The 18,832-nt window shown below is 48.5% G+C and carries 16 protein-coding genes and 2 pseudogenes; 15 read left to right on the forward strand and 3 right to left on the reverse strand.

Translation table 11 applies throughout. The features are described 5' to 3' along the window. Positions 1-9 precede the first annotated feature (9 nt). Positions 10-2,184, reverse strand: a complete 2,175-nt coding sequence (locus tag VN447_RS00770; RefSeq protein WP_325521820.1) for a Tex family protein — start codon at positions 2,182-2,184, stop codon at positions 10-12. Between the two features lie 152 nt (positions 2,185-2,336). Between VN447_RS00770 and VN447_RS00775 the strand changes: the two genes are divergently transcribed. Then, positions 2,337-3,662, forward strand: coding sequence for an MATE family efflux transporter (locus VN447_RS00775; protein ID WP_325521822.1), 1,326 nt, complete (start codon positions 2,337-2,339; stop codon positions 3,660-3,662). A 38-nt stretch (positions 3,663-3,700) separates the two neighbouring features. On the opposite strand, the gene VN447_RS00780 is transcribed toward VN447_RS00775, so the two are convergent. After that, a complete protein-coding gene (locus VN447_RS00780; RefSeq protein WP_325521824.1) occupies positions 3,701-4,744 on the reverse strand; it encodes an HD-GYP domain-containing protein in 1,044 nt (347 codons plus the stop codon). 189 nt (positions 4,745-4,933) lie between these two features. Here VN447_RS00780 and VN447_RS00785 point away from each other — a divergent pair, with 189 nt between their 5' ends. From VN447_RS00785 to VN447_RS00820, 8 genes are all read left to right on the forward strand, one after another. Continuing rightward, a complete protein-coding gene (locus tag VN447_RS00785) occupies positions 4,934-7,315 on the forward strand; it encodes an MASE3 domain-containing protein (RefSeq protein WP_325521826.1) in 2,382 nt (793 codons plus the stop codon). A gap of 94 nt (positions 7,316-7,409) precedes the next feature. Then, entirely contained in the window at positions 7,410-7,607 is a 198-nt protein-coding gene (locus tag VN447_RS00790; RefSeq protein WP_325521828.1) for a ferritin-like domain-containing protein, read from the forward strand. 16 nt (positions 7,608-7,623) lie between these two features. Further along, positions 7,624-7,941, forward strand: a complete 318-nt coding sequence (locus VN447_RS00795; RefSeq protein ID WP_325521830.1) for a spore coat protein — start codon at positions 7,624-7,626, stop codon at positions 7,939-7,941. A 158-nt stretch (positions 7,942-8,099) separates the two neighbouring features. Next, positions 8,100-8,531 carry a Fur family transcriptional regulator gene (locus tag VN447_RS00800; RefSeq protein ID WP_325521832.1) on the forward strand — a complete coding sequence of 144 codons (432 nt, stop codon included), beginning with the start codon at positions 8,100-8,102 and terminating at the stop codon, positions 8,529-8,531. Positions 8,532-8,554: 23 nt separating this feature from the next. Beyond that, on the forward strand, positions 8,555-9,220 hold the full coding sequence (gene deoC, locus VN447_RS00805; RefSeq protein WP_325521834.1) for a deoxyribose-phosphate aldolase: 666 nt from the start codon (positions 8,555-8,557) through the stop codon (positions 9,218-9,220). Positions 9,221-9,433: 213 nt separating this feature from the next. Beyond that, complete coding sequence (locus tag VN447_RS00810) at positions 9,434-10,315, forward strand: peptidase MA family metallohydrolase (protein WP_325521836.1); 882 nt, start codon at positions 9,434-9,436, stop codon at positions 10,313-10,315. Positions 10,316-10,402: 87 nt separating this feature from the next. After that, on the forward strand, positions 10,403-11,638 hold the full coding sequence (locus VN447_RS00815; protein WP_325521838.1) for a hydrogenase small subunit: 1,236 nt from the start codon (positions 10,403-10,405) through the stop codon (positions 11,636-11,638). A gap of 5 nt (positions 11,639-11,643) precedes the next feature. Then, on the forward strand, positions 11,644-13,041 hold the full coding sequence (locus VN447_RS00820; RefSeq protein WP_325521840.1) for a nickel-dependent hydrogenase large subunit: 1,398 nt from the start codon (positions 11,644-11,646) through the stop codon (positions 13,039-13,041). On the opposite strand, the pseudogene VN447_RS00825 reads toward VN447_RS00820, so the two are convergent. Then, positions 13,038-13,641: pseudogene (locus VN447_RS00825) on the reverse strand (peroxiredoxin). The gene VN447_RS00820 and the pseudogene VN447_RS00825 overlap by 4 nt on opposite strands. Before the next feature lie 150 nt (positions 13,642-13,791). On the opposite strand from VN447_RS00825, the gene VN447_RS00830 reads away from it, so the two are divergent. The 6 genes and pseudogenes from VN447_RS00830 to VN447_RS00855 all read left to right on the forward strand — a co-directional run bounded on the left by VN447_RS00830 (position 13,792) and on the right by VN447_RS00855 (position 18,744). Beyond that, positions 13,792-15,141 (forward strand): phosphomannomutase/phosphoglucomutase, encoded by a 1,350-nt coding sequence (locus VN447_RS00830; RefSeq protein ID WP_325521842.1) that lies wholly within the window; start codon positions 13,792-13,794, stop codon positions 15,139-15,141. Between the two features lie 98 nt (positions 15,142-15,239). Next, positions 15,240-16,022, forward strand: coding sequence for an MBL fold metallo-hydrolase (locus tag VN447_RS00835; RefSeq protein ID WP_325521844.1), 783 nt, complete (start codon positions 15,240-15,242; stop codon positions 16,020-16,022). A gap of 11 nt (positions 16,023-16,033) precedes the next feature. After that, on the forward strand, positions 16,034-17,152 hold the full coding sequence (locus tag VN447_RS00840; RefSeq protein ID WP_325521846.1) for a S1C family serine protease: 1,119 nt from the start codon (positions 16,034-16,036) through the stop codon (positions 17,150-17,152). A 3-nt stretch (positions 17,153-17,155) separates the two neighbouring features. Next, the gene (rlmH, locus tag VN447_RS00845; protein ID WP_325521848.1) at positions 17,156-17,635 is read left to right on the forward strand and encodes a 23S rRNA (pseudouridine(1915)-N(3))-methyltransferase RlmH; all 480 of its coding nucleotides are present in this window, start codon (positions 17,156-17,158) and stop codon (positions 17,633-17,635) included. 282 nt (positions 17,636-17,917) lie between these two features. Then, positions 17,918-18,172, forward strand: a pseudogene (locus VN447_RS00850) (transposase); the annotation flags it as partial. An 11-nt stretch (positions 18,173-18,183) separates the two neighbouring features. After that, positions 18,184-18,744: a hypothetical protein gene (locus VN447_RS00855; RefSeq protein ID WP_325521850.1), complete on the forward strand. Its 561-nt coding sequence runs from the start codon at positions 18,184-18,186 to the stop codon at positions 18,742-18,744. The last annotated feature ends 88 nt before the right edge of the window (positions 18,745-18,832 follow it).

Consider the following 18,832-nt stretch of genomic DNA (forward strand, 5'->3'; position numbering starts at 1 on the left):
GGTCTTTTACTACTCTTTCGGTACTTGTTTCAAGCTTAGGCCAATACGCTGGCGTTCTTCATCAACACTGATTACCATTACATCAATGATATCACCTACTGAGATTACATCAATGGGATGACGGAAGGGTTTGTGGCTTAGCTCAGAGCGATGGATCAGTCCATTGATTTTGATGCCGATATCAACAAAGGCGCCAAAGTCGGTAACATTGTGAACTGTGCCTTTAACAATTGTGCCAGGGGTGATGTCAGAGAGCTTAACGATATTCTTGCGGGTTTGGGGGGGCGGAACATCTTCACGCGGGTCGCGGCCAGGTTTGGCAAGCGCAGCCAGAATATCGCGTACTGTCGGTTCGCCGGCATTAAGCTCTGTCGCCAGTTTCGCAGCATCGGCCGTAGGTGCTGTCTGTTGCAGGTTGGCCAGCTTATTTTTATCTGACAAATCTCTTAACGTAAAGCCAAGATTACCTAAGATGGCTTCTGCTAGTGGATATGATTCAGGGTGAACAGGTGTATTATCTAATGGATTGGCCGCATGAGCAATGCGCAGAAATCCGGCGCATTGGGTGAAGGCAGCCGGCCCCAAACGGGCTACCTTTAAGAGTTCCTTGCGGTTGGTAAAGGTACCCTTTTCGGTGCGGTAAGCGACAATGTTTTTGGCGACACTGGCAGTAATGCCGGCAACATGGGTTAAAAGCGCCGGGGAAGCTGTGTTGAGCTCAACGCCAACATGGTTAACGCAGGATTCTACGACATTGGACAAAGTGCCGCCCAGTTCTTTTTGATTTACATCATGCTGGTATTGGCCAACTCCGATTGACTTGGGGTCAATCTTGACCAGCTCGGCCAGCGGGTCTTGAATCCGGCGGGCAATTGACACAGCGCCCCGGATCGTAACATCAAGGTCAGGCAACTCGTCTTTGGCCAGCTTAGAAGCCGAGTAGACCGATGCACCGGCTTCGTTGGCGATGATATAATGAACATTTAAATTGTGGATATTGATGAGCTTGGCGGCAAATTCCTCGGTTTCGTAAGAGGCGGTACCGTTGCCGATAGCAATGAGGGTTACCCCATGGGTTTTGATGGCTTCGAGGACTTTGGCAGCTGCTTCCTCGCGCTGGCGTTCGCTCATGGTTATATACAGTGTATTGATCGTTAATACGGCCCCCGTAGGGCTGACCACCGCCATTTTGCAGCCGGTGCGGTAGCCGGGATCAAGGCCCATAACCGTATGACCGGCCAGCGGTGCCTGGAGGAGCAATTGGCGAAGATTAAGACCAAATACGCGGATGGCTTGCTTCTCGGCATTTTCTGTCAGCAGGGCGCGGATTTCCCGGTCAAGCGCCGGTAACAGCAGGCGTTTGTACCCGTCTGCAATGGCTGCTCGAAGGCTTTCACTAAATATTGAATGGCCGGTAATAACCTTATGAGCAATAAGATTAGTATTGGCTTCATGGTCAGCAATTAGATCAACTTTGAGAGTACCTTTGCTTTCGCCGCGGTTAACAGCCAAAATCCTGTGGGCAGGCATACGCTTAACAGGTTCCCGGTACTCTTTGTACATAAGAAATTCTTTGGCATCGGCCTCGGGAGTCGCAAGCTGGCTGGTGATCTCGGCTTTTTGCCATAGCTCTTTACGGAGAGTCGCACGAATGTCTGCCTGTTCGCTGACTGTTTCGGCAATAATGTCCTGAGCGCCTGAGAGCGCAAGTTCCGCAGTAGTTACTTCATGTTCAGCATTTATGTACTGACTGGCGATGTCGAGGGGGTCACCGCTAGTCAACTGCTGTGCCAACATGATGTCAGCCAGTGGCTCAAGTCCTTTTTCCCGGGCGATTTGGGCTCTTGTTCTTTTCTTGGGACGGTAGGGCAGGTAAAGATCTTCTAATTCCTGAAGCTTGACTGCCGACTGAATGGCTGCGGTTAGTTCGGGTGTTAGTTTGCCCTGGGATTCAATACTTGCCAGAATTTCTTCCTGACGCTTGAGCAGGTTTCTTAAGTATTGAGTACGCTCTTCTACTGTGCGAATCTGTTCTTCGTCCAGTTCGCCGGTAGCTTCTTTGCGGTAACGGGCAATAAAGGGAACTGTGTTGCCGTCATCTAACAGGGCTGTAGCCGCTGTTACCTGATGCGGTTTAACGCCCAGTTCACGGGCAATAATGGCAGGTATGTCAGTAATAAGCATATGTTCACCATCTTCATTCATAGTTATCTTTATTATTATAATCAGTTTGCACAGTTAGAACAATATAATAAGCAGGATATTGGTGTAAAAGGATAATTTTTCAAGTATGCAGAAAATATAGGAAAAGGTCTTAAACAGGGGGACTAGCGCACGTGATTTTATCGATCAAGCAATATATGCGAAGGCAAATTATCAAGCTTGCCTGGCCGGTGATTTTTGAAGGTGTTGGTATTATGGCGGTGAATGTGCTTGTTACCGCTATGGTAGGGCAGCTTGGGGCTGTACCGCTGGCAGCTGTTGGTCTGGCAACCATGATGCAATTCTCGGCAGCCATGGTATTTGCCGCTGCAGGTACAGGCGCAGCCGCCATTGTTGCGCGCGAGACCGGGGCGGGACGTTGGCGGGAAGTCCGGAGAGTGACCGGTCAGGCGATTATGCTGGGGGTAGTATGTGGAGTTGTGCTGGCTGTGCTTGGACTGCTAGTGGCTGACCGGGTATTGGCTTTGACTGCGGCGGAGCCGGAGGTGGCTGGATTAGCCGCAGGCTTAGTGAAGATTATGTTTATGTTTACGCCATTTTATTTGATTATGTCTATTTCCAATGCAGCGTTACGCGGTATGGGTAAAACACAGACAGCCTTTTATATCACTATTTTTAGTAATGCTATGGCCCTGCTAATCTCATATTTATTGGTATTTGGGCAGGGTGTTCCGTTACTTGGCGCCTATGGTGCAGCCTGGGGGCTGGGGCTGGCGCAACTGGCCGGGGGAGTGGCTGCTTTACTGGTGCTGGGGAATAGTAACACTGTCCGGTTATCCTGGCGTCATGTACTGTCGTTTCAAAAAGCAACCATTAAACGGATCGTTGACATTAGTGTGCCTGCCGCGTTAGAACAGGTGGCTATGCAAGGTGGACGCCTGGTCTTTACCTTCATGCTGGCTGGGGTGGGGGCGGTGCAGTTTGCCGCCCACCAAATCGCCCTTCAGATTGAGTCAATGTCGTTTATGCCGGGCTTTGGGTTCTCTGTGGCATCCATGACGCTTGTCGGCCAGTATCTGGGGAAAGGTATGCCGCACCGGGCAATACAGTTTGCCTGGCTGACTAATAAGATTGCTTTTTGGGCTATGGCGGCTATGGGTGTCATTATCTTTATTTTTGCGAAACCATTGACCGCTTTTTTCATTGACGATCCGCAGGTTGTCTATTGGGGTTCACTCTGTGTTATGATTGCCGTATTGGAGCAGCCGACCCTGGCACTCTGCTTTGTCCTGGGTGGGGCCCTTCGCGGGGCCGGCGATACGCGCTGGCCGATGTATGTAACGACAATTGGCGTGTGGCTGATCCGTTTGCCGCTGGTATATCTGTTTATTACAGTATGGGGTTATGATATAACAGCTGCCTGGTATATTACAGCCGGAGATTTTTTAATTAGGAGTGTCATCCTGTGGTGGCGATTTGCCTCCCAAAAGTGGATGTGAACTAAGAAACGTCACGCGTTGACTCGCGTGACGTTTTGCTATTCTGCTATCACATCAGCAATCGCAATGTTTGGCTTCAGCGCCAAATCGATTACATGGCCAGTGGCGGTAAGGCCTCCCAGGCGCGTCTGTTCGGCAATCTCTACAGTAGGGGTGGCTGCAAAACGGACTTTGTTTTTTACGACATAAGCCAGTTGGCTGGTAGTAAGCCGTACCAGACTGCCTACCGGGTAGAGCGGTGTGGTATGGAAAAAAGCGCGTAACAAGTACAAGTCGAACTGAGTATTGCCGTTTTTCAGCATCTCTTCGGCAATGGTATGGCGTGGTGCACCAGTCGCACTAGCGGCAGTCATCGCATTATCAAAGTAATTAGCAATAGCCACAAGCCGTGAAAGAGGGTGAATCTCTTTACCTGCTAATCCGGAAGGATAGCCTTGACCATCATAGCGTTCGTGGTGTTCGGATGCTATGCGGGCAGCAATTGAGCCGATCTTATTCTTTAATAAAAGCTGTTGCCCGTAAATGGGATGCAATCGCCCTTGATCAGATGCCGGGCCATTGAGGGTCGGGACGACAGACTTGCCTAAATCATGAAAAAGCGCTCCCAGTGCCAAATCCATAAGAACCGGCCGCGGTAGCTTAATGTAAAGCCCTGTTGCCACCGCCATCAAGCACACGTTAACAGCATGTCCAATCTCATCTTCGGTGGGTTGGCGTACCTGGACGTTAACAATATGAGCAATCTTTTTTTCTGTCTCGTCAATGATTTGTCCGGCAGCTAGCTGAACTTGTTTTATATATACTGTATTAAGGCCGGAGTTTACAATCTCATGGCTTTTTTTGTTAAATAGTGAACGAAAGCAGTAGTTAAGTTCTTCCCTGGCTTCAGGGGCTACAATCGTATTTTTCTTTAGTTCAGAGGCGTATGGGTCATAGATGGGAATACTGCTCAATCCCATTTGTTTAAGCCGGGTAATATAGTATTCAGTAAGGGCAATGCCTTGCTCTAAAAGCAGATTGCCCCTGTCATCAACAATATCGCGTGCCAGCACCATGCCAGCTTTTACCTCGCTGATAAGCATAAGGCAGCCCTCCTTATCTTGTTACCATTATTATACATAAACTATTTTAGAAAAGAAATATTCTAAAGTCCTGGTTATCTGGGACTTTAGTCTGATATCTAACATAAAGCACACGGGAGTTTGTTATGGCATATTATGTTAGTAGGAGCGATGGCGAATAGTGACTCTGTCCAAAAAGGGGGGATAAAGATGTCGCTTTTAGTAACTTCGCTGAGAGCTAATGTCTATTTGGCGGCACTTACGTCAGTATTATTTGGTATATTAGGCTTAGTGTCCTGGATGCCGCGCGTGTTTTATATGGTGTATCCTGATAATGTTTATCTTGTCATGCATACAGTTGCCGAGGTTAGTTGTCTGGCGATCGGATTAAGCGTGTTTATTGTTGTTTGGTACAGCTGGCCTCAAACAAAAAATAGCCGTGACCTAGTGATTGCTATGGTGTTTTTGGCTATTGGCCTCTTGGATTTTGCGCATCTGCTGTCTTACAAAGGCATGCCAGATTTTATAACCATTAACAGTGAGAACAAAGCATCAATGTACTGGATTATCAGCCGTCTGCTTGGAAGTGCCGGCTTGTTAGTTGCCGTGTATATCCCCCGGCATAGCAAAAATCCGGTGTTCCACCGGCTGTATCTCCTGACGGTAACAGTGACTACCAGCCTTGCGTTGATATTGCTTATACAACTGTTTGAGAGCGTCTTACTTCCGATGTTCGTGCCTGAAAAAGGGCAGACGATCGAGAAAATCGCTCTTGAATATGTTGCGATGTTGTTAAATCTTTTAGCTATTTACTTGTATGGCCACCGCAACCCGTCCCAGCAGTCAGTATTCTTGGTGCGTGTCAGCCTGGTATTTAACTTTGTGGGCGGGATGGCCTTTACTCTGTACTCAAACGCGTACGACAGTTTTAACCTGGTTGGTCATGTCTACAAAGTTCTTGCCTACTACTGTATTTTGCAATCCCTCTTACAAACCTCCATTTTACGCCCGTATATGCGCATTTCCCGCCTGAACCGCAGGCTGAGGAATATGGTTTCAGAAAATATGTGTCTATATAAAGAAACCAAGGACAGTGAGCGGATATTACAGCAAGCCTTTATTCAGCTGGGTGCGACCCTTGCCACTAAAAATGATCTGGAGGCCATGCTACAGCAAGTTGTAACAGCAACTGGTACCGTGTTCCAATGCGATCATGTTTACTTGGCGCTGGCTGAGAACAACACGCTGAAAATCGTGGCGTATGTCAGTAGTTTCAAGCCGCCAGAGAGAATCCAGACTGATAAAAGTTTTATGGGTAAGGTATTTGCTGAAAAGAAATCAGTGGTTGTTGACAACATTGACAGCCTTCCTGAGCGAATTATCGATGGCATTCGGCAAGCAGGGCTAAAGTCCATGGTTGGCGCGCCCATCAGGCACAACGGGGATGTCATTGGCGTGCTTGAAATATTTTCGCGCAAGGAAAGGGATTTTACCCAGCATGATGCCCAGTTTCTCAGTGTATTTTCCCACCATGCCGGTGAAGCGATTAAAAACGCCCGTGCCTATGAGACAACGGTGGAAAGCTTTGCCGAGCTCAGCCTATTATATGATATTGTCAAAGAATTAGCCGTCCTGCAGTCGCCGTCAGGTATTTTGACCAAGGTGGCTGAAAAACTCTATAATCTGTTTTCTGCCAATGGCGCGGTAGCTTTCATCATGCACCATAGGGATGACGGTATTCACACAGAGCCAGTGTTTGATACTGGTTTTGAACAAAAAGAGATTGATCATATGCAGCGGGTGTTTTCTGATAGTAAAACGTCCTGGCCGTGGAGTGGGTTAAGCGCCATGGATGATGCGTATTCCGGCGAGAATAAGCACGGACTGATTACCATGTCGGTACTCTTGGCACGGCGCCTCAATATTCTACCGCTTCTGGCCAGCGGCAAGCTACAGGGGTTGATTGTACTCGGCTGGAATAACCCTAAACAGGAAATCCCGCCAGGAAAAGAACTTGTGCTTAGCACAATTGCCAGCCAGACAGCCATTGGTCTTGAACGTGCCTACCTTTACGACCATTTCCAAGCCTTGGCGCTGACTGACCCGCTTACCCGTTTGGGTAACCGCCGTCAGTTAGAAATCTATCTCGGCCGCGAAATTAGCCGTACGCTCACCTATCATCGTCCGCTTAGTCTTATTATGCTAGATATTGACTTTTTCAAAAAAGTTAATGACACATGGGGCCATTTGGCCGGTGACGTGATTTTGCAAAGAATGGGAGCCATGATTAAGGAGCGCTTCCGTCTGACTGACATGAGTGCCCGTTATGGGGGCGAAGAATTTGCGGTAGTTTTACCTGAAACTTGCCTTCAAGAAGCGGCCGCCCTGGCTGAGTCCTTCCGGCAGCATATCGAAGACGCTAAGTTTAATGTGGACGCAGATATAATTACTATTACGATCAGTTTGGGTGTAGCAACCTTTGAAAGCCATACTGACTGGGAAAACCCTAAGACCAGTCTGATCGACGCAGCGGATCAGGCGCTGTACCGGGCGAAACAGTCAGGCCGAAACCGCGTCGAGTGTCACAAATGATTGGCAGCAAAGACCCAAATAATACCGAGAAAGAGAATAACTGGCGCAAGACTTACGCATGCTATTGACGATAAACCAAAAAGGAGGGATACCTGTGTTATCATCAAAAGAACTGATGCACTTGGAAGACTTCCTGGGCATGGAACAAAGCTGCGCCAAGACAATGAATTACTTTGCCAGCAATGTACAGGACGCCCAGGCCAAGCAGCTGTTTCAACAGCTTGCCCAAAAAAGCCAGCAACATTTTCAAACATTGAGCAAGCACTTAAATGCCGGACAAAACTTACAATAATTGAGGTGAAATCACTATGGCACAAATGGGTCAACAAACCGGGCAAAGCACGCAAACCGGGATGGGCGGTCAGGGCGCCAGCGTATCTGACCGTGAGCTTCTACAGCTTGCTCTTAATGAAACCAAATATACAGCAGTTGCTGTCAACGCTTTTGCGCTTGAGGCAGCCGACGATACTCTCCGCCGCGACTATCTGACCATTTTAGGCGATGTGCACAATCAGGAAAAACAAATTTTTGACCTTATGCAGCAAAAAGGCTACTATAATGTAAAAAATGCCAATCCACAAGATATTTCTCAGGTTAAGTCCAAGTTTAGCGGTCAAGCTCAGTAAAAAAACTAGTCCCGTCAAGGTGCGGGACTGGTTTTTTTTTGCTCAACTCCTTTGTATAATATTACCTTGACAGTACTCAATGCTGAGAGTAGAATTAAGCAAGAACTATTCGATAACTATTTTCCACTGGTAATTTGTATAAGGGGAAGGCGAGATTAGTGGACATTTGCGTTACATCATTGCTAAGAGACAAGGGGTTCAAAGTTACGCCGCAACGGTTAGCCATTTATAGTGCCTTGGCGGCCACCAAAGCTCATCCCAGCGCTGAAATGATTTACAATGAGCTTCAGCCGCTTTATCCGACGATGAGCTTGGCAACAGTGTATAAGACCATTGAGATTCTCAAAGAACTTAGTTTAGTGCAGGTGCTTAATGTCGGCGAAGACAGTTTCCGCTATGATGCTAACACCACAAATCATCCTCATGTCCGTTGCATGACCTGTGGACGGGTTGATGATTTGCATGGCGTAGATTCTTCGGATTTTGTTGGCCAGGTATCAGCACAGACTGAATATGCGATTCAAGGTCAGCAATTCTATTTTTATGGTGTATGTCCTGTTTGTCAGGGCAAGGCTTCCGCAGTAAGCTAGGAGGTGGCAGGACGGTTAGCAGCATGAATTTGGCAAGCTATATTGACCATACTCTACTTAAACCTGAAAGTGCAGTTGATGATATCATTCGGCTGTGCGAGGAAGCCGCGCAGCATAAGTTTGCTGCTGTGTGCGTAAATCCCATTTATGTTGGGTTAGCTGCTCATTATCTGGCAGGTACCGGGGTCAAAACAGCGGTTGTCGTTGGTTTTCCGCTGGGTGCGACGTTTACGGCGATTAAAGCAGCTGAAGCGAAGGAAGCCGTACTCCAGAAGGCCGATGAACTGGATATGGTCATCCATATCAGCGCCGCTAAGGCGGGTCTCTGGGACGTTGTGACCGACGATATCAGGCAAGTGGTTCAAGCCGCTGACGGAGCTACAGTAAAAGTGATTATTGAGGCCGGACTATTGACTGATGACGAGAAACGACATGCCTGTAACGCTGTTATTGAAGCTGGTGCCCATTTTGTTAAAACCTCAACCGGATTTGGACCGGGCGGAGCGACTGTCGAGGACATTCGACTGTTCAAACAAGTTGTAGGTGATAGCATCGGCATCAAAGCCTCAGGCGGTATTCGAACCCGTGAGCAGGCTTTAGCACTTATTGCTGCCGGGGCTACTAGGCTGGGAACAAGCGCCGGTATAGCCATAGTGAGCGGAGAAAAGCCAGCAGCCGGAAGTTATTAATACCGAATGCAAACGAGATTGTTTCGCTAGTGTTAGCGATGAGATTGGGAGAGGTCGTACGTACCCCTTCCCAGGTCATTGTGAGCCGCCAGCGAGGCAATCTCGTTTTTTATTGCCAATATTGACTACCTAGTTTACATAAAATACATGTAGAAGTAAACTTGTGCGCGTGATATAATGTCCTTTACTTGCTCGAAAGGAGGGCAGCTAATCATGCGTACTTTTATGCAAATGATTCCCGGCGGCGCGCCGGCAGTGGTTGGTTTGGTTTTGGCCGGTCTGCTATTTAGCATAATTCCGGGACGTCCGCAAATGTGGCTGTACCCTCTGGTACGGCAGGCAATGCAGATAAAAATCGAATATCAGACCAAAGACATGCTGGCGAAAGAAACGCCGCATTTTGTCATTAAATATACTGAAAATGATGCTGATATGGTAGACATGGTGGCTAACGCAGCTGAGGCTGCGTACGATCCTGTGACAGCGGCGCTCAACTTTGCTCCAGGCGGTAAAGCACTGATCTTGGTGTATCCTGACCGTCAGTCTATGAAAAAAGCGTATGGCTGGGCTGGCGATGCCAGCGCCATGGGCTTTTACTGGGGTGGAGTGATTCAGGTTCTGTCACCGAAAGCCTGGATGAAGAACAGTCAATCGGCTGAAGAGTTTATTACTACAGGACCGATTGCTCATGAATACACTCACCTGGTGCTTGATTATCTGGCCAGAGGTAATTACAGCCGCTGGTTTACGGAAGGTCTGGCTCAATATATGGAATACCGGATTAATGGTTACGAATGGGTGACCGCCGGCAACCAACTGACAGGTAAACTATATACAATGGACGAACTTTCTGGTGACTTCGACGAATTACCGAATCAAGCGTTGGCCTATCGCCAGTCGTTGGCGGCAGTCCGTTATATTGCCGAGGTACATGGCGATGCTAAGCTGAGTCAGGTGATCAATTACCTTAAGGCTGGCGTGACGGTAGATAAAGCGATTGAAAAGACGTTGGGCGTGGATTATGCCACCTATGAGACCATGGTTAATCTATGGGCTACAAGCAACATGAAAGAGTATAAAAAGAATGCGAATTAAAGGGGATATGCCGACAGGGCATATCCTTTTACATACAAAACCTATATTTGGGAAAATTAACGTTACTATTGCCTAGGGGGGAGTCATATGCTTACCCGGCGTGATTTTCTTAAACTCTGCATGTCTGCGGCTTTGACCGCCAGTCTGACCGATCATCTGATGCCGATCATGCGCCATGCCTTTGCCGAGAGCAAGCTGACGAAACCGCCTGTAATCTGGCTGGAACTCGGGTCTTGCACTGGCAATTCCATTTCTATGGATAATGCCGTCAACCCAACGTTCAATCAAATACTAAAAGACATGCTTGATATGCGATATGACTGGCTGCTCAATGTAGCCCAAGGCGAGCAGGCCGTACAGGCCATTATGGATACCGTGGAAAAAGATGCCGGGAATTTTTGGCTTGTCATTGAAGGATCGGTTATGACGGCCGATCATGGACGGTTTAACCATGTTTTTATGCGGGGAAACGAGATGGTTACAGGTCTGGATGCGCTTAAGGAATTTGCGCCTAAGGCGAAACACGTCATTGCTGTTGGCACCTGTGCCTGCTTTGGCGGCCCGGCAGCGGCTTATCCTAACCCCGGCGGTGCCAAGGGGGTCTGGGAAGTAATAAAGCAGCCGGTTATCAATATACCTGGTTGTCCGATTAATCCTGATTGGGTAACAGGCACCTTCAGCCATCTGATTATGTATGGCCTGCCTGAGATGGACAGCTATAACCGGCCCAAAATGTTTTTTGGGCAGACTATCCATGATTTATGCCAACGCCGTCAACAGTTTGAAGACGGCATTTTTGCCTCCTTTCCCGGAGAAAGCGGTTGTTTATTTAAGGTGGGTTGCAAAGGGCCGGTTACCCACGCCGATTGCCCTAAACGCCAATGGAATCATTATGTTAATTGGCCGGTTAGGGCCGGAGCACCCTGCATCGGCTGCGCCAGTCCTGGTTTTCCAGACAGCACAATGCCTTTTTATGAGCATCTGCCAGACCTACAAACCCCCATCGGCACGCTCCATATCAAGAAATTTGGTGCTGCCGCTGCCGGTCTGGGGGCCGCAGCAGTAGGCGCCCACTTGATTACAGGGGTTGTTGCCAAACGGGTTGGCAAACATTGGCTGGATGGCACAAAACCCCATGAATCGGACCCGCCGGAAAATCTAGAGCAGCTCAAACAAGAACTTGATGACCTTATTCGCCAGCAAAATGCCCTGATTAGCGAGAGTAAAAGCTTGGAAAAAGTTAAGGTTAAGCGCAAGCTGCGTAGAACGTTTCGCCAGAAAGTCGTTGATTTCTTCCGGCCGGGGCAAAAGCAGAGGAGGTAGCACATATGGCTGTGCAGACAATATTTCCGGTAACACGTATTCATGAGCCGCTGCGGGCTGATGTTGAGGTACAGAACGGCAAGGTAACCGATTCCTGGCTGGGAGCGCACTTGTTCCGTGGCATGGAGAGCATGCTTCAGAACCGCGATCCGCGGGATGCAGCATTATTTACCCAGCGCATTTGCGGTATTTGTTCATCAGCTCACGCTATAGCCGCAAGCCTGGCGCAGCAGCAGGCGTTTGGCGTTCACCCAACACCGGCGGGCCAGCATATTACGAATCTGATATTTGCCGCTGACATTATCCAGAACAACCTCCGCCATTTTTATGTGCTGGTACTCTATGACTACGTAAAAGGCCCAGACATGCCCCCCTATGTACCGCGCCCACAGGCGGATTACCGCCTGCCGCCGAAAGTCAACGAGGAACTCTTGCAGCACGCCAAACAAGCGGCCCTTAAGGCGGTACGCGCCCATGAGGCTATGGCTGTGTTCGGTGCTAAGGCACCTCATCAACAAACCATTCTGCCGACAGGCGTAACCGAACAGGCCTCGGTTGAACGCATTATGGCGTACAGCAGTATTCTGCAAGAACTCACTGAGTGGGTGGAGAATTTCTATATAAACGATGTCATGACAATTGCCGAATACTATAAAGACTATTATTCGATTGGGGGCGGTTACGGCAACTTTTTTTCGGTGGGTATGTTTCCGGCTCCACTGACTGGCGAACGAGCTTTTCCAGTAGGTCTTGTTATTAATCAAGGTCAACCTGAACCGCTTGATGTTAATCATTTTGTTGAAGAAATTCGCTACAGTTGGTATAACGATGATATAGCCCCACGGCCTCCTACGCAAGGCCGCACAGAACCCAATCGCGATAAACCGGAGGCATACTCCTGGGTTAAAGCGCCGCGCTATAAAGAAATGCCGGTAGAATGTGGGCCGCTGGCCAGGGGATTTATCAGCGGCGATTATCGGCGGGGGGTGTCGGTAATGGATAGGCTGATCGCCAGAGCCAGGGAAACACTCAAGATATGCAAATTAGCCCAAGGTTTCTTGGCGGAAATTGTACCTAATTCGCCTAGCTTTCAGCCATTTACGCCACCTGATAGCGGGGCAGGTGTGGGACTGACTGATGCAATGCGGGGCGCACTTGGGCATTGGATGGAGTACAAGCATAATAAGGTGACTCATTATCAAATACTGACACCGACAACCTGGAACTTTTCGCCGCGCGACAACAGGGGGCTTCGTGGCCCGGTTGAACAGGCGCTCATCGGCACACCGATAGCTGAAGGCGGCGGCCTTGTCGAAGCTGGGCGTGTTATTCGCTCCTTTGACCCCTGCTTTACATGCGCGGTACATATGATAGACAGGCCGGTGGCTGCCGGCCGTAATTAGTATTCGCCTGCTTTCCGGATATCGCGCTTAATCCCTGGCATGCCGGGTTCCCAGCCGGCTGGGACGCCTTCACCGGTCGCTTCTCCGTATTGAGTCCCTTGAAGAGTGCGGACAATCTCCCGGACGTTGCGGGCAACTTCGCGAGGATAGACAGAATAGTAGCGGATTGTCCCTTCGGGATCAATTAGGAAGGTAGCGCGGAATGCAGCCCCGGCCTCTGCGTTGTAAACGCCGTAGGCTTTGGTAATATTACCGGTGCGGGTCAGATAAAAGCGGATACTGGACTTTGCTGGCATTCGGCGAAATTTCGTGAAAGACTTTATGGGAATATACGCTGTCGGTGCTAATGGCTATAGCGTCAGCGCCAAGTTTCCTAATATGCGGATAATGGGCGGCAACTGCCCCCAACTCGGTGGGTCAAACAAAAGTAAAATCACCGGAATAAAAGAAGATAAGCAGCCACTTTCCTATATAATCTTCTAAGCAGACCTCGATTTCGCGGCCGCAGTAGTATGCGCTGGTGCAAAAGCTCGGCGCTCTCTCGCCAATTCCTACGCGCGGGCGCAACTCACAGCATGGCTCAATAGAGCACTTTTTCATGGAAAAACCCCCTTCCTGCTATATGTTATGTTATGTATCCAGGAAAGGTGAGCAGTTGAAGCCAGCCTAATGGCATGATACAATATTTACTAGTATTAAAAGACTTGGCCTTACGCCAAGTCTTTTACACAGTCCAGAAAGGGGACAAGTATGAATATTTTTCAAGCTTGTGATATACGCGGCGTGGCCGGTAAAGAATTGACCGATGTGATGGCCAGGCGTATTGCTTTAGCGGTGGGCGTTAAGCTTGCCGGTCAAAAAGTGGTGGTGGGTGGTGACATCAGACTGTCTACTCCCCGTTTGCAGCGAATTATGATTGACGGTCTGGCCGAGTCGGGCTGTCACGTGATAGACATTGGAACAGTGGCAACACCGGTATTTTACTATGCACTTAAGGCCACCGGCGCAACCGGTGGCGTTATGGTAACGGCCTCACATAATCCGGCCCAGTATAATGGCTTTAAGCTGGTGCTTGGCCCTAAGCCGGTTACTGAAGAGGATGTAGCCCAAATCGGGTGGATGGTGGAAATAAATGCCTGTACCGAGGGCAATGGTTCTGTAACTCAGCTGCCTGTAATCGCTGATTATATTGAGCATACGGCAAGTAAGGCCCGCCCCGGTAGTTTGAAAGTAGTCATTGATGCAGGTAACGGCGCGACTGCTGCCATTGCTCCCAAACTATTTCAGCGTCTGGGATATGAAGTAATTGAACTCAACTGCACACCAGACGGGAGCTTCCCGAATCATCCCCCCAATCCTGCGCTGGCCGAAAACCTGGCGGCACTCGGGGAAGCCGTACGTGTCAATGGCGCGGCGTTAGGGATCGGTTTTGACGGTGATGGTGACCGGGTGGGTTTTGTTGACGAAACCGGCCGTGCGCTTGATAATGACGATATTATGGTGCTTATTGCCCAGTATTATCTTACTCGCGAAAAAGGTGCAATTATCTATGACGCCAAATGCTCGATGGTAGTACCGGAAGAAGTAACTAAAGCCGGTGGACGCCCAGTTATGGCCCGCGCCGGACACACCTTCAGCAAAGCGGCCTTTATGCGGGAGAATGCGCTGTTTGCCGGTGAAATCAGCGGCCACTTCTTTTTCCGTGACCTGGGTTATGATGATGGTATGTTCTCAGGGCTCAAAGTATGCGAGTTAGTGGCCGAGCAGGGCAGTCTATCCACACAGGTGGATGTGATCCCTAATTATCTGCTGACGCCGGATATCCGCGTTCCGTATTTAGGTTCAGATAAAACGGCAGTGCTGGAGCAAGTCGCAGCAAAACTCGCCGTACACAGACCCAACCTGATTGATGGCGTGCGGATTGAATTTGCCGATGGCTGGGGCATGATTCGAGCCTCTGTCACCGAGCCGCTCTTTACCTTGCGGTTTGAAGCCAAAACGGCTGACCGTCTAAAAGAAATCACAGCCATTTTGCTGGCCGCGTTGCCGCTCGATGTACAAGCAGCCGTTACCGCCAAGCTGCCGGCAGAATGTCAATAATCATCCTCTAATTGCAAGTTCCACCAAAAAGGATTTGTTGGTACCTAAGGCGAATATATACTTGTTTTTAAAAAGGTTATATTCTAAAAGAGGTAATTATGCAAATTCATGTTTTGGCCAGCGGCAGTACCGGAAACGCTGTATTTATTGAAATGGATAATACTAAGCTATTGGTAGACGCGGGCATCAGCTGCCGGCGTATCAAACAGTCGCTTGATGCAATTGGGACTAAGGTGGAAGACCTTGACGGCGTGTTCATTACCCATGAGCATCGCGACCATGTCAACGGGTTACAGACACTACTCAAAAAATACCGATTGCCAGCCTACGCCCGGCCAGATACCTGGCAGGCAATGTATTGCAGGGCGGCGCTGCCTGATGAGTGCTGCAAGACGCTCACTGACAGCCTCGATATAGGCAAAGTAAAGATTGAACCTTTCAGTATCTCCCATGATGCGGCCGATCCTGTGGGCTTCCGGCTGCACGCAGGGAATACGAAAGTTTGTGTTGCTACTGACCTTGGCTTTGTCACCCCGACAGTCAAGGACGCGTTGGCGCTGTCTGATGTTTTAGTCTTAGAGTCTAATCACGATATAGAAATGCTGCAAAATGGCAGCTATCCCTGGCATTTAAAAAAACGTATTATGAGCAACCGCGGTCACCTTGCCAACACAGACGCTGGTTGGACATTGGCAAGACTAAACCGCAAGGCACATACTGATGTCTTTTTGGCCCACTTAAGCAAGGAAAACAATCGGCCGGAACTGGCTGAGGAAACGGTAGCTGATATTTTAACAACTCAGGGCTGCAAGCTCGGCCAAGAGATTACTTTGCATCTTACCTATCCTGAAAAAATTTCAGGACTTCCCCAAACTAAGTAGGAGGCGATTGTATGAAATGGTTCAAGAGGTTAACTCCCTACATCGCAGTATCACTCATTAGCATGATTATTGGCGCTACCTTAGTGGTAGGCTGTGCCGGCAATGCTGCCGATAAAGCTAAAAAACCTGAGGCCACCGGTTCGCCATTCAAAGCCCTGCAGCCGCCAACTGCCCAGGCGCAAGTGTCAGAAGCACGCAATACACCCATCGTCCGGGCAGCTCAATCTGTCGGGCCGGCGGTTGTCGGTATTACCAACAAAGCCTTTGCCCGTGATATGTTTAACCGCAAAGTCCTTGTCGAACAAGGGACAGGCTCTGGAGTTATTTTTGATGCTCAGGGCTACATAGCCACCAACTTTCACGTAGTGGAAAACGCCCAGGAGATTGCCGTGTCCTTGGCTGACGGCCGCAATCTGACAGGAAAGGTCATTGGCAGTGACCAAGCGACTGACTTAGCTGTTGTCAAGGTTGATGCCGCCGATTTACCTGTCGCCACGCTGGGGGATTCCGATGCGCTCATGGTTGGCGAACCAGCTATTGCCATTGGTAACCCGCTCGGCCTGGAGTTTAAAGGTAGTGTAACGGCCGGTGTAATCAGCGCTCTTAATCGTTCACTGGACATTGGCGAGCGCCGTTTCAAACTCATCCAGACCGATGCCGCCATTAACCCCGGTAACTCCGGTGGTGCCCTCGTTAATGCCGATGGTGTCGTAGTAGGCATCAATAGTGCTAAAATCGCCTTATCCGGTGTCGAAGGTATCGGCTTTGCCATCCCTATCAACAGTGCTAGGCCTATTCTCCAATCGCTTATCGACAAAGGCCGGGTCATCAGAGCGTATCTTGGTGTAGGCGCATTAGACCAAACCTCCGCCCCGAAATACGGCTATGAACTCAACCTTGAAAAAGGTGTTTACCTTGCCAAAGTATCCCAAAGCGGCCCAGCCTATAAAGCTGGTATCCGCGAGGGCGATGTTATATTGAAAGTCGCCGGCGCCGAAACCAACAGCGTTGCCGAGCTAAGAGCAGTTCTCGACACTCAACAGGTAGGCAGCCGCGTCGAAGTCATCATCAAAAGGAACAACCAGAACCAGACTATCAACGTTCTTTTAGAAGAGATGCCTGGTCAATAACATATGAAGATAACTATCATTGCAGTAGGTAAAATTAAAGAAAAATATCTGACCGCCGGAATTCAGGAATTTTTGAAGCGCTTGACCCCATTCTGCAAGCTCGACATCATCGAGCTTGCAGAAGAACGTATGCCTGATAACCCGTCCGCAGCCGAAAAAACACAAGCGCTCACCCGTGAGGGTGAGCGCATTTTAAAAGCTGTCCGCCAGGGAAGCTACCTGATTGTATTAGATGTGGCCGGCCAGGCACTGTCGTCCGAGCAACTTGCCGCCAAGTTTGACAGCCTGGCGCTAAGCGGGCAAAGCGATATCACCTTTGTCATTGGCGGGGCTTTTGGTCTGTCAACTGAGTTAGTTAGGGCGGCCAAGGAAAGATTGTCGTTTTCCAAGATGACGTTTACGCATCAGATGATACGACTGCTCTTGGTGGAACAGGTGTATCGGGGGTTTAAGATTAGTCGGGGGGAACCGTATCATTGGTAACTGCGAAAATAGGTTTCAAGGAGTTCAAAAAGAGAACATGATATAATAGTATTAATCCTGCAAAGTTTTATAATTTGCAGGATTTTGTATTTTTATGGTAAATAATTATAACACATGGTAAAACAGTGGTAACGTAAACCTTATGGTTAGTCACATAATGGCTGGATAAAGAAGCCGGATACAAAAGAACCGTCAGACTGTGTGAAAACCGACCATTATATTCACATAAAATTACAGATATGATAAAATATAGATATAAGTCAGTGGTTAGAAGGTGGATATATGGGCTATATAAAGGGCGAAGATCGAAATCAAACCTTCCTATTTCCAGAAAGCATTGATGACTATATTTGTGAGGATAACCCCGTTCGTATCATTGATGAGTATGTCGATCAACTGGATATGAAGGAATTAAAATTTCAAAAAGCAATCTGCGCAAATATAGGACGCCCTCCATATAATCCCCAAGACCTACTTAAGCTGTATCTATATGGATACCTTAACCGAATTCGTTCATCCCGTAGGCTTGAACATGAGGTAGTTACAACATGGGGGACGGAGAGACGCCTGACGTAGCAGAAGAAAGGGCATTAGTACATGCAAAACGTGCGGCAATTGAGCAATCTGGGAGTTATTTGGAAAGTTATACTGAGGTTGTTGGACAAAAACTTACCAAGGATGAAATTAGGGTAATTTCAGCTGGCCTAGTTAAAGTGGAGGTCGTTGAAAAGACAATAAGCATTCAGGAAAAGGGTGGAATCAATTTTGGTGTCAAAATAAAGGCTGTAGTTAATACAGATAATATGATGAGCATGGTATCAAGAATGCGGGATAGGTCCATGACGGATAAATATAACGAGGTACAGCAGAAGTATGACTCTTTGCAAAAAGAGCACCTTAGTGATTTAAATTCGCAACAAGTAGAAAAGCGTGTCAACAATGAGAAGCAGTGGTTGTCTAATTATTGGTTAGATACTGGAATGGCTCACTATTTGCGAAAAGAATATGATGAAGCAATCTTGGCCGCAAAAAAATCAAATATGTTAAATCGTAATAACTCAACTTTCGCAGCACAAATTTGGCAGGTAAGCCTTGATATAGCTGGGTAGTCCTGCAAACCAGTGCTGTAGTTGACTTTTGATTAGCTTCACGACTGATTTCTTTACCTTTTTTGAAACATCATTCAATATCTCAAGC

The organism is Sporomusa sp. (assembly GCF_035561155.1).
Classification (GTDB): domain Bacteria; phylum Bacillota; class Negativicutes; order Sporomusales; family Sporomusaceae; genus Sporomusa.